The 12,494-nt window shown below is 33.6% G+C and carries 10 protein-coding genes and 1 pseudogene; 7 read left to right on the forward strand and 4 right to left on the reverse strand.

From position 1 onward, the window contains the following. Positions 1 to 26: 26 nt before the first annotated feature. The 3 genes from CJP74_RS00235 to CJP74_RS00245 form a co-directional block, all read right to left on the reverse strand. The gene (locus CJP74_RS00235; protein WP_119496266.1) at positions 27 to 719 is read right to left on the reverse strand and encodes an HAD-IA family hydrolase; all 693 of its coding nucleotides are present in this window, start codon (positions 717 to 719) and stop codon (positions 27 to 29) included. Positions 720 to 1,428: 709 nt separating this feature from the next. Further along, positions 1,429 to 2,040 (reverse strand): hypothetical protein, encoded by a 612-nt coding sequence (locus CJP74_RS00240; protein WP_119496267.1) that lies wholly within the window; start codon positions 2,038 to 2,040, stop codon positions 1,429 to 1,431. Between the two features lie 46 nt (positions 2,041 to 2,086). After that, positions 2,087 to 2,713 (reverse strand): hypothetical protein, encoded by a 627-nt coding sequence (locus CJP74_RS00245; protein WP_119496268.1) that lies wholly within the window; start codon positions 2,711 to 2,713, stop codon positions 2,087 to 2,089. 604 nt (positions 2,714 to 3,317) lie between these two features. Between CJP74_RS00245 and CJP74_RS00250 the strand changes: the two genes are divergently transcribed. Both CJP74_RS00250 and CJP74_RS00255 read left to right on the forward strand, forming a co-directional pair. Next, positions 3,318 to 3,914 carry a hypothetical protein gene (locus tag CJP74_RS00250; protein WP_147397028.1) on the forward strand — a complete coding sequence of 199 codons (597 nt, stop codon included), beginning with the start codon at positions 3,318 to 3,320 and terminating at the stop codon, positions 3,912 to 3,914. A gap of 69 nt (positions 3,915 to 3,983) precedes the next feature. Further along, positions 3,984 to 4,610 (forward strand): hypothetical protein, encoded by a 627-nt coding sequence (locus CJP74_RS00255; RefSeq protein WP_119496270.1) that lies wholly within the window; start codon positions 3,984 to 3,986, stop codon positions 4,608 to 4,610. Between the two features lie 42 nt (positions 4,611 to 4,652). On the opposite strand, the gene CJP74_RS00260 is transcribed toward CJP74_RS00255, so the two are convergent. After that, the gene (locus CJP74_RS00260; protein ID WP_119496271.1) at positions 4,653 to 5,678 is read right to left on the reverse strand and encodes a DNA cytosine methyltransferase; all 1,026 of its coding nucleotides are present in this window, start codon (positions 5,676 to 5,678) and stop codon (positions 4,653 to 4,655) included. Between the two features lie 433 nt (positions 5,679 to 6,111). Between CJP74_RS00260 and CJP74_RS00265 the strand changes: the two genes are divergently transcribed. The 5 genes and pseudogenes from CJP74_RS00265 (at position 6,112) to CJP74_RS00280 (ending at position 12,407) form a co-directional block, all read left to right on the forward strand. Continuing rightward, the gene (locus CJP74_RS00265) at positions 6,112 to 7,908 is read left to right on the forward strand and encodes a BspA family leucine-rich repeat surface protein (protein ID WP_119496272.1); all 1,797 of its coding nucleotides are present in this window, start codon (positions 6,112 to 6,114) and stop codon (positions 7,906 to 7,908) included. Between the two features lie 389 nt (positions 7,909 to 8,297). Beyond that, a pseudogene (locus CJP74_RS00270) lies at positions 8,298 to 9,680 on the forward strand (BspA family leucine-rich repeat surface protein); the annotation flags it as partial. Further along, positions 9,667 to 9,744, forward strand: a complete 78-nt coding sequence (locus tag CJP74_RS08330) for a hypothetical protein (protein WP_427909960.1) — start codon at positions 9,667 to 9,669, stop codon at positions 9,742 to 9,744. The pseudogene CJP74_RS00270 and the gene CJP74_RS08330, both read left to right, overlap by 14 nt. A gap of 771 nt (positions 9,745 to 10,515) precedes the next feature. Further along, positions 10,516 to 11,055, forward strand: coding sequence for a hypothetical protein (locus tag CJP74_RS00275; RefSeq protein WP_119496274.1), 540 nt, complete (start codon positions 10,516 to 10,518; stop codon positions 11,053 to 11,055). 818 nt (positions 11,056 to 11,873) lie between these two features. Continuing rightward, a complete protein-coding gene (locus CJP74_RS00280; protein WP_119496275.1) occupies positions 11,874 to 12,407 on the forward strand; it encodes a hypothetical protein in 534 nt (177 codons plus the stop codon). The last annotated feature ends 87 nt before the right edge of the window (positions 12,408 to 12,494 follow it).

Below are 12,494 nucleotides of genomic sequence, written 5' to 3' on the forward strand. Positions count from 1 at the left end.
CTAAGGAAAACCTATTCCTTAGCAGTTTATTTGGCAAATATTGGGCGTTGAGCTAAAGCTTGTTTAATTTGCTCGATATTCTCATAGTCGCGAGCGTAATAGAATCTATTATGAACTACATCAAAAGCATCCATGCCACAAGCTAAGGCACCGATTATCCCAAAAGCGCCATCTTCAAAAACTAAAGTATGCTGAGGCTCAATCTGTAAACTTTGAGCTACTTTTAACCAGGTTTCCGGATCTGGTTTATGGCGGGTTACATCTTCCATGGTAACTGTGTGTTCTCTACCAAAAATTTGGTAAATATCGAACTTACGATCAAGATGATCAACAAATTGACGATAGGTTCCTGTACCTATACCAATTGGTTTTTTGCCTTGATATTGACGGGCTAACTCATACGCCGGTAAGGCTTCGGTAAGATCTACTAAAAGATGATCAACGAGTTCAACTTTAGTTTGTAGTACCTTGTCTACTAAACTTGGATCTAAGCCCGAATCTTCTACCATGCCTTGAGCAATAGTACGAGGGGAGGCTCCTGTAAGTTTAATCATCACATCTACATCAAACTTTTTGCCAAAATGTTCCCCTGTGAGCTCCCAAGCTTTACCATGAGCGACTAAGGTATTTAACAGTGTACCGTCCATATCAAAGATTAACCCTTGATATTTGTCTATAACTTCTGGTGTTAAAATACTTGTAAATTCTTTATCTGACATAATAAAATTCTACCTTATATATTCTTGTTTATTTATTTTAGAGAAAAGAAAGTAGCAACAACAAAAGTATGAAAAACAAACGGCTAGAAAAAAATGAGATTATGTAAATTAGAGTGTGAGATTAGTCAATAGAGTTGAAAACTCTATTTTGCAGAAAGCAGAGGAAATATCCATGAACACAGATATTTTTTTGGCTATTAGAACCTCTTATTATAATTAATTTATTATATAATTGCAAGTAGTACAACCCTAGGAAATTAGGGATAAATAAAGAGTTTACTTAAATTTACCGATATCTAAATATATAAAGACAATCCAACAATTAACCTCTGTTTAGAGGGTTAACTTCGCAAAAATTATCACTTTATTTTTTTTGCAGTTGGGGGAGATTTTTTATCTTTTTTGGGTTTGCTTTTTGTCTTTTGTGTTGGCTTTTTTTAGTTTAGGCTTTTGTGTTTTAGCTTTTGAGTTTTAGCTTTTGAGTTTTAGCTTTTGTGTTTTAGCTTTTGTGTTTGAGATTCTCTTTTTCGTTTGAGTTTCTCTTTTTAGTTTTCTCTTTTGAGGTTCTCTAAGGCAAGGAAAAAGGCAAATCGACTTTTTTCCATGTTTGCTACTTGAAGTTTGCTCTTATAACCTTGAGTTGGCTTTTGTGTCTTGAGTTTGCGTTGGCTTTTGTGCCTTGAGTTTGCGTTGGCTTTTGTGCCTTGAGTTATTTCAGAGCTATAACATATTTGCCTAAACGCGTAGAATGTAAGTCACTAGTTTTTAAAGGACGATAGCTAAAACCATAACGCCCTCGGGTTAAAGATTGCCATTGTTGTTGGGTAAAAAACTTACGACTAGCTAAAGCATTTAAGCTATTTACTTGCTCGCTTTTAAAGTCCGCAACAAAGAGACCATAGTAAAAAGTAGTGTACTCACAAAACTTCTTTGCCACAAAATTACTTTTTTCTAGCTTTGTCATCTGAGCAGGTGACTTTTGGGCAATACGACAAACTTGTTGGGCAAAGGTAAAATCATTAAAGGCAGGAAAAGTATACTTGCTTTGTTTTAACTGCGGACGTTTATTGGCATTAATTGTGCGGTAAAAAGAAATTACCACCTCATTTACCATAGTCCGAGAGTTAACTACAGGGCGAGCTCCAGTACCTGGAGAAATGTTTTTGGTTAAGAGTTCACGATAGCCTGCGAGCCATTGCTTACCATAGGTTTGGTAAATTTGGTTAAAGCGTTTGAGATCATTATTAGTTAGGGTAGTCTTACTGTACGCAGGAGCCAGTAGCACTACGCCAAGAGCTAGCGAAAATATAGATTTGTACATGCTGGTATAAAAAAAGGCAACAAAAAAGAGAGTTGCCTCTCTTTTTTTAGTATCTGTCTTTTGGCGAAGTTTTTTCTAAATCGGCAGCTGTTAAATTAACATAAATGAATCCCGCTTGATTACTTTGGATTTTTTCCCATAAACGAGGCGGAATCTTATTCGCATAAATGCTTGCCGTTATAGATTTTACTAAATCTTCACTAAAATTACTAATAAATAATCGATAATAGTAGTTGGTATTCTGACAAAATTGCTTAATATCAGGAATACGAGCTAATTTATCCATTTGCTCGGTGTCATCTAACACTAGATTACACACTTGATAAGCAAAACGATAATTGTCTAGAGCAGGAGCAACAAACTCTTCATCCTTGTTAAATACCTTAGATCCTATATCAGGAACATTTAACATCATGTAGAACATATACACTGAGTTTTCGCTAACTGGACCATTGAGGCGATTTGCGTCTAGACCGAACATATTATATAAAGTATAGATGTCTATCCAAGCTGGACCATATTTGGCATAAACCTTTTCAAATTTTTGCACTTGTGGGGGAGTTAAATTAGAACCAATTTGTTCTGGATTTCCCTTATTACAACCAGCTAAGACCAAGCTCGCAAGGGTTATACAACAAACTACTAACCAATGCTTGATATTTTTTGTGGTCATAGTTTTCCTTGAGATAAAAAATTCTGGACTATGCTTTGCTATAGTCTATATAAGCAATTGCTTATATTATTTATATAACTAACTTTAAGTTTTTCCAGTCAAAGCCCTAAATTTTTTCTCTTGGGATTAGAAAAAGAACTAGATTTTAGGGAAGAGAAAAGATTAATTTTTTAGCAGAGAAAACTAACTTTGAGAAGAAAAAGAACCAGTTTAGTTTCTTACTCTTGAGCTAGATAGCAAAAATTTGCTTGAGCTTACTTTATTTTGTTTGTCCTTGTCTTTGTTTGCTATCACTGTCTTTTTTACTTGCCCTTGTCTTAGAGTCTTACTCTTGCCTCTGTAAAGTGTAAAGATCTTCGTTTGCTTGCCTTTGCTTCTCTTAATCGTCTTGAACCAGTTTTCTGATCTGAGGCAAAATAATAATTTTCTTCTTTATCTCTTTCTTACCAAGCTCTTTTTTACATTTGCTCATTTATTTAGCTGTAATTTTTGCTACAATAATAATGCTCATTCTTTCTTTACAGGAATACTTATGCCGAAAAACAAACTTGCTTCTTTTCTGCTACGGGTAGAATTGCTTTTTATCATAAAGTATATTCAAGCTATGGAGAAAAGACATCTCGATACCCATGGCTCGCCGATTAAAATTACTAGCGTTAATTACAAGCGGCACTTAAACCTCAGTGAGCTTCATCGCGGTTTAACCAATTATATTAATCGGGTAAACCAAGAAAAAAATCTCGACCTCAAGTGTTCTTCAAATAAAACCATGAGTTATCGCGTCCAAGCGGTATTACGGAATAACCTCAATGTTGAAGCTTGCTTAGAAGAAATGCAAGCAAACATGTCACGTCGAGGACGTAAACCTTTTACTATCTATCGTGAACTTGCCGAAGACTTTGAGAATGTAGCTCGACGTTATAAGAACTTTTTACGAGCGGTAGTAGAAATGGATTTAGTACGTAAGCATGGCATGGCTTATGATTCGCTAGAAAAGCTCTATGAACGTTGGTTAGATGAAGATACCCCAGTGTATGAGTATCCCTATCGTCCTCGTCGTGCAGTAAAGCCAGAAACGCAAAGACAACGCCAACTGGAAAAAGCACGCAAGAGAACTTCTAAGACCAATCGAGCTCGTGCTGTTAGCGAACGTCGTCAACGTATTGAGGCTATGAAAGCTGATCTAAAAAAAGAAATTTAATTATAATAATCTTGTATTATTATATTAAGTATATGGATCTATTTTTTATGCAAGTCAAGGAGACTTGTTATGCAAAAAAAGCTAGTTAAAATCTTATCGCCCGTAGCTTTACTGGTAGCATTTGTGCTAATTTTTTACTTTAAAGGCACTAATTCATTTTCTGCCGAACAGTTAAAGCAATTTAATCGAGAAATGACTCAGCATGATTTATATTTACGTCAGTTAGATACCAGCTTGCAAAATAGTAATGTAACTCTGCGTAATCCAGATCCACAACGTTACATTTATAAAAGTAATGTTGCTGAGCTTTATCAACAGGTATTTACCACTTTAAATGCCAACCAAGCCCCTGTAGTAGAAGGTGATACTCTTCTTTTTCCAGGTTATACTGGCTTTAAGTTTCTCTTTGACACCTGTACTCAAGCAAAACCTCATGTCGACCTTTTAAAAGAACTGGCTGCTACCTATCCTGAGGCAAGTTACCTCTGTGATTTAGTCTTAGCCGTAGACCGCGTGTTCTTAACAGGTTTAACGCCTGAGCAAGTATTTAGTCTAAATGTGCAAGCAGGAAAAAACCTACTTCCAAGTAGTGAGTTAGAAAAAGCTCAAAATGGAGGCTATGGTTATAGCTATACTCTGCCAAGTTTAGAAGACTATTTAAAACTTCCAGTATTTAAAAAATATGTTATCCAGTAAAGAAAAAAGCTAGGCTCTTGGAGCTTAGCTTTTTTTGTGGAGTTATATTTTTTTGAGGGAGTCGAGAGTTAGTTTAATTTGCTCCCCAACAGCACGAGCAAGATTACAAGGTACAGCATTGCCAATTTGCTTGTACTTGGCTGCCATGGTTCCTGTAAACTCCCAATAATCAGGAAATGATTGAATTCTTGCACTTTCGCGAACAGTAAAAGGTCTAACTTGGCTAGGATGACAACGATCAGTTTGTTTCATTTGGGGGGTAGTTAGAATGGTTAAACTCGGCTCATCCATACTTAAGCGACGCAAAATCCCTGTGCGTCCTCCTTCCATATCCCAACAGCTTTTCATGTAGGCTTTAGCTATAGCTGGATCTATATCTCGCCAATAGCCTCCAGGAGGAACTAGCTGAAAGATTTTTGCTTTGGCTTCGGAATATTTGGCTCCTTCACTTGGAGGTACGTCTTGTAAGATATCACCTAAGACAAGTTGCTTTGCTTGTTTTGCAGGAAAAGTAAAAGAGGTGTGCTCTGCTAAGTCATTGCGAATACCAATAACAATAAGTCTTTCTCGTTTTTGCGCCACACTATAATCAAGAGCATTGAGCACTTGGTAACTAACTTGATACCCCTGTTGCGCAAAAATATCGAGAATCGTTTGGAAAGTTCTTCCTTTGTCGTGACTAAGTAATCCTTTTACATTCTCAAAAAGAAACATTTTGGGTTGTAGCTTTGCTAAAAATGTTGCGTAATGGTAGAACATAGTACCACGCGTATCCTCTAAGCCCAGTCTTTTACCTGCATAACTAAAGCTTTGGCAAGGAGAACCACCCGTGAGAAGATCTAATTGGTACTTTTCGATACCAAACTCAGCTTCAAGATCACGTTCCGCTACCTTAGCTATATCCTCACAAAGGACATGCCACTGCGGGCGATTGTGCTTTAAGGTATTAGCTGCATGCTTATCAAATTCTACTAAGCCAAGATGCTTAAACCCTGCCATTTCTAAACCTAGAGCTAGTCCCCCAGCTCCAGCAAATAATTCAATACTAGTATAATTTTTATCATTCATATATAAGTTCTCATTACTGTTGTTAGAAAAAGTAATATTATTTTTTTTCTATATAACCAAGCTTCTATTTTAACGGAAAAGCAAGTTATTTGCGATAAACTTTTTAGTAGTTTACAAAGCTCGTTTTTTGTTTTTAGAAAAACTCTTTATCCTCACTAATCCAGTCAAATTCTCCTAGACAAACTGCAGATAAATACTAAACCTTTCTTTTGCAGTTTTTTTCTAAAAAAATCATTATAAATCCTCACTGAGTTTGCCTCAGATTTGCTTGTATCTTGCTATAATAAAAGTAAGATTCTAGAAAATTTGAGAAGAATATTTCTGCTACTCTTTTACCAAACTTTTTCCGCATTTTTACATCTCTTCTTCTCAGTTTTAGAGCATTTCCTGTTAACTATATATTCTCAACTTAAATTTCTCAACTTAAATACATATGAAACTAAAAAACATAATTATTAGCCTAGGGGTTATTGGCTCTGCTTTAGCTGTTGGTGCAGCTGCTTACTATAACTATCAATTTAGAGACACAGGAGCTAACCCAAACTACAATTATCAATATAAACTCAAAGATGTTACATTTGATCAGCTTCCTGAAGAAATCAAAGGACAAAGAATAGACCCAACTAATGTAAGATTAACCTTTACTACAACTGAGAACCTAAAAAGATTCTTAGATGTTTATGTACAAAAGTTTAATGATCAATTCGGAGAACCTTTAGATTTAAGCTTTATTAATATGGCTTATATTAGAAACATTGACTTTCTTTTTGCTGGAAATCTAAAAAAACATAAATTCGATGATGGTACAGTTTACTATACATGCGACTATTTTTCTGATGTTAAGAGATTCAATATCGACTTGTATACTTTAGATATTAGCCGAGTAAAATCTATGCAAGGAACCTTTGCTTGTACTCTTTTCTCTAATGATATCTCAAAATTAGATATCTCCAATGTCACTGACATGAGTCATCTATTTAGTAATAATCTTATTCTTCATAAAGATATTAGTGATTGGAATGTCTCTAATGTCCAAAATATGGCATTTATGTTCTTTAAGGCAGAGGTATTTAATCAAGATATAAGTAATTGGGATGTATCTCAAGTCAAAAATATGGATGGGATGTTTGCAGGTGCAATTCTCTTTAATCAAGATCTCAGCAAATGGAATGTGGCAAATGTTACAAACATGAGAAATATGTTTGATGGAGCAACAAGTTTTACTAGTGATCTGAGTAAATGGAATGTGAGCAAAGTTACTAATATGTATTGTATGTTTAACAAAGCAACAAACTTTACTAGTGATCTGAGTAAATGGAATGTGAGCAAAGTTACTAATATGCTTGGTATGTTTAACGAAGCAAAAAAATTTAATAGTGACTTAAGCCAATGGGATGTTTCTAATGTTACAGATATGTATGCTATGTTCAGTGAAGCAGAAAACTTTACTAGTGATCTAAGTAAGTGGAATGTGAGTAAAGTTTCTGATATGGCATTTATGTTTGAAGGAGCAAAAAAATTTAATAGTAACTTAAGTCAATGGAATGTGAGTAAAGTTACTAATATGAAATTTATGTTTAACAAAGCAAAAAAATTTAATAGTGACTTAAGTCAATGGAATGTTTCTAATGTTACAGATATGAATACTATGTTCCAATTAGCAGAAAACTTTACTAGTGATCTTAGTAAATGGAATGTGAGTAAAGTTACTGATATGAAATTTATGTTTAACGGAGCAAAAAAATTTAACAGTAACTTAAGCCAATGGGATGTTTCTAATGTTACAAATATGGAAGCTATGTTTAATTTGGCGGAAAACTTTACTAGTGATCTAAGTAAATGGAATGTGAGCAAAGTGACTAATATGGCATATATGTTTAACCAAGCAAAAAAATTTAATAGTAACTTAAGCCAATGGGATGTTTCTAATGTTACAAATATGAAAGCTATGTTCGGTGACGCTCAAAACTTTACTAGTGATCTAAGTCGATGGAATGTGAGTAAAGTTACTGATATGTCATATATGTTTGAAGGAGCAAAAAAATTTAACAGTGATCTAAGCCGTTGGAATGTATCTAATGTTACTGATATGACTCATATGTTCGCATTAACAGATAATTTTAGAAGTGATTTAAGAAATTGGAATGTAGGCAAGGTTAAAGAATTTGGTGGAATAATATATGAAGCTAAAGCTTTTAATATTTACCATTTTCCAAGATTCAAGAACTAACCTCAAAATAATAGCTTTTATGTAAACTTTGAAAAACTCCATAGAGTTTGCTTATAAACAATATTTTCTCAACTTAAATGCATATGAAACTAAAAAACATAATTATTAGCCTAAGTATTATTGGCTCTGCTTTAGCTATTGGAGCTAGTGTTTACTATAATTACTATCAATTTAGAGACACAGGAGCTAACCCAAACTACAATTATCAATATAAGCTTAAAGATGTTACATTTGATCAGCTTCCTGAAGAAATCAAAGGACAAAGAATAGACCCAACTAATGTAAGATTAACTTTTACTACAACCGAGAACCTAAAAAGATTCTTAGATGTTTATGTAGAAAAGTTTAATGATGAAGAAGGAGAACCTTTAGATTTAAGCTTTATTAACATGGCTTACATTAGAAACATTGACTTTCTTTTTGCTGGAAATCTAAAAAAACATGAATTCGATGATGGTACAGTTTACTATACGTGCAACTATTTTCTTGAAGTTAGGAAATTTAATATCGACTTATACACTTTAGATATTAGCCGAGTAAAATCTATGCAAGGCACCTTTGCTTGTTCTTACTTCCCAAATGATATCTCAAAATTAGATATCTCCAATGTCACTAACATGAGTCATCTATTTAGTAATAATCTTATTCTTCCTAAAGATATTAGTGATTGGAATGTATCGCATGTCCAAAACATGGCATTTATGTTCTTTAGTACATATTTTAATCAAAATATAAGTATAAGTAAGTGGGATGTTTCTCAAGTCAAAAATATGACTGGGATGTTTGCTCTTTCTAACTTTAACCAAGATCTGAGTAAATGGAATGTAGCAAATGTTACAAACATGAAAAATATGTTTGATGGAGCTAAAAGTTTTACTGGTGATCTGAGTAAATGGAATGTAAGCAAAGTTACTGATATGAAAGGTATGTTTAACGGAGCAAATAATTTTAATAGTGACTTAAGCCAGTGGAATGTGAGAAAAGTTACTAATATGTCATTTATGTTTAGCGAGGCAAAAAAATTTAATAGTGACTTAAGCCAATGGGATGTATCTAATGTTACGAATATGTATGCTATGTTCAGTGAAGCGGAAAACTTTACTAGTGATCTAAGTAAATGGAATGTCAGTAAAGTTACTAATACGGAACTTATGTTTAACAAAGCAAAAAAATTTAATAGTAACTTAAGTCAATGGGATGTTTCTAAGGTAACAACTATGAGAGGAATGTTCCAAGATGCGGAAAACTTTACTAGTGATCTTAGTAAATGGAATGTAAGCAAAGTCACTGATATGAGTGCCATGTTTAACAAAGCAAAAAAATTTAACAGTAACTTAAGCCAATGGGACGTTTCTAATGTTACAAATATGCATGTAATGTTCAATGACGCTCAAAACTTTACTAGTGATCTAAGTAAATGGAATGTTAGCAAAGTTACTAATATGAAAGCCATGTTTTATAGAGCGAAAAAATTTAATAGTAACTTAAGCCAATGGGATGTTTCTAATGTTACAAATATGGCTGGAATGTTCATTGGAGCGGAAAACTTTACTAGTGATCTAAGTAAGTGGAATGTGAGTAAAGTTACTGATATGGCATTTATGTTTAACGGAGCGAAAAAATTTAACAGTGATCTAAGCCGTTGGAATGTATCTAATGTTACTGATATGAGTTATATGTTCGCATTTACTGGAAATTTTATAAGTGATTTAAGAAATTGGAATGTAGCCAAAGTTACAGAATATAAGGGAATACTATTTGGAGCTGCGGCTTTTAATCCTAACTATGCCCCAAGATTCAAGAACTAGTAATCTTACTATTTTAAATCCCACATAACTTTCATATTAAGCTTAAATAAGGTACCTCTAAAAATTTTAGGGGTACCTTTTTAGGGTCTAAGTTTAATTTTACCTTTATTAGTCTTATCTAGTATTGAGATTGTTATTCTAGGGTAATTTCATTTTAAGCTATTTGTTGAGTTCTGTATATAATCTTACCCCTTGAATTTAAGCTTTGAATTTTATTTTTTCCAGGGATTTAATTCATTTAATAAACAATTTTCTTCAGTAAAATTTACTCTAATTATTAACAATTTAAAGAATTTTTCTCTTTAAATCATTTTTTCTAGGGGTATAAAAGGCACGTAAACAATTCATAAAGCAAATGCATTCAAACAACAGAAATTATTCTAGCACTCTAAAAATAAAGAACTAAAGAGAAATAGCTTGTGATTCCAAGTCTTGCACAAGCTGAATATAGTTTTTTACGTCTTAATTTAGAATAAGTTAGCAAAACTATGCAATTTTCTCTCTTTACTTTTTTCATTTTAGAGGAATATAATTAGCAAGCATTTACTCAACCATAGCTTTTAACCCTAGGCTAGAGTTTAGTAAGAAAAGCTAAGTAACACAACAAAACAACAGGAGAATGATTAATTAAGTTAAGTTCGAGGTAACTTAATTAAACATTCTACAATTTAATCCGACAACATAGTTGTCTAGAGAAATCTAGATACTTTTGCATAATGAGGTTGTGACTTCATTATTCAATCCCCCTTACCTTAGGGTAAGAAAAAACATATAAAGCAAAACACATAAGGAAAAAATTATGAAAAAATTATTAGCTTTATCAGCAACAGCTTTAACAGCAGCTGCACTAGTTGCTCCTTCATTTGCTAATGCTGCATCATTAAACCAACAATTTGGTACAGTTCACGGTGTAATCGGTGGTCAACGCGTTTTAGGTGAAAACGTACAATCATACGGTTTAAACGGTGACTACAACTACCGTGTATTCAATGACTACGGTTGGTACGTAGGTGCTGAAGGTTTCTTCAACTACGGTCGTCAAAACTCAGTTAACTACTACAACTACGGTGTAGGTGCTAAAACTAAATACTTATGGGAAACAGCAACTGACTTTACTCCATACGCAGGTTTAGCTATTGGTTACCAACAAACTCGTGCTTCTGACGAATTCAGCAAACACACAGGTGGTGTTTACGGTGCATTAGAAGTTGGTTCATTATACGGTCAACACTTTGACTTCGGTTTACGTGTACAAACAGCATCTCTATCTAAAGGATTTGCTGACAGTGCTTCACGTGCACAATACACTTACGCTCTATACGCTGGTGTTAAATTCTAATCAAACTGATTTAAAAATAAAAGCACTTGGTCAAGACCAAGTGCTTTTATTATTGTTCAAATTCTATGGAACGTTTTAAAGTCTGAGGAATTTTTTTATTTGCGGTGCTTTTAGTTAGGAGTAATTTAAATAGTTAATAGCTATTTAGATTAATTAGTTATCTAGTTAATGTTTGGTTAATTATTTAAATAGTTAACTTAAAGAGAGTTTGAGTTATTTTTTTCCTGAACTTAGATTGCTTTTTTATTTGACTTATTTTATCTACCTGAGCTTATCATCTTTGCTTTATCTATCTAAGCTTACTTTCCTTAGTTTACCTACCTCTTCCTAACTTTCTCTAACTTTGGATCAATTTTTCTTTGTCTCCCTGAGCTTATCACCTTTGCTTTATCTATCTGGACTTACTTTCCTAGCTTTACCTACCTCTTCCTAACTTTCTCCAACTTTGCCTCAACTTTTGTTTAATATTGCTCGCGATCTTATTTTTCTCTGCTAAAAAATACAAAAACCTATTTAATTAAGTGTACACTTAGTTAAACACTCTCATTTGCAAGATTTTTTCTAAAATAAAACTTGCAAATGTAAGAATTTCTTAAAAAATTGCATTTTTTTAGAAAAATTTTTCTTTTTTGCTTTATTTTTATTTTTTGCTGGTCTATAATCATAAGTGAGTAATCACTCAAGCAAGCAAAAAATAAGAAATGAAAAAAATACAAACATTTAAATATAAAGTTCTCAACCACACTTGCTTGAGCGATTAGTCCACAACTAATTATTTGTTTTAAACACAACTTAAACAAAACAAAAGGATTTATATTATGAAAAAACTATTAGCAGTTTCAGTAGCAGCATTATCAGCAGCTTTAGTTCCAACATTAGCTAACGCTACTTCTTTAGATAAACACTTTGGTACAGTACACGGTGTAGTAGGTGGTCAACGTGTTCTAGGTGAAAACGTACAATCATACGGGGTAAATGCAGACTACAATTACCGCGTATTCAATAACTACGGTTGGTACGTAGGTGGTGAAGCTTTCTTCAACTACGGTCGTCAAAACTCAGTTAACTACTACAACTTTGGTGCGGGTGCAAAAACTAAATACTTATGGGAAACTTCAACTGACTTTACTCCATATGCAGGTTTTGCTTTAGGTTACCAACAAACTCGTGCTTCTGATGAATTCAGCAAACACACAGGTGGTGTTTACGGTGCTTTAGAAGTAGGTTCACTTTACGGTAAATACTTAGACTTTGGTGTACGTGTACAAGCAGCTTCTTTATCTAAAGACTTTGCTTCATCAGAAAACCGTGGTCAATATACTTACGCACTATACGCTGGTGTTAAATTCTAATCATCCTTATGAAAATCTGTGGTTAGTTGGGGATATCTAACTACAGTGGTACCACTGCCTTTGGGCAGTGGTATTTTTTTGTCAAAA

This window comes from Psittacicella melopsittaci (assembly GCF_003585925.1).
In the GTDB taxonomy this organism is placed as follows: domain Bacteria; phylum Pseudomonadota; class Gammaproteobacteria; order Enterobacterales; family Psittacicellaceae; genus Psittacicella; species Psittacicella melopsittaci.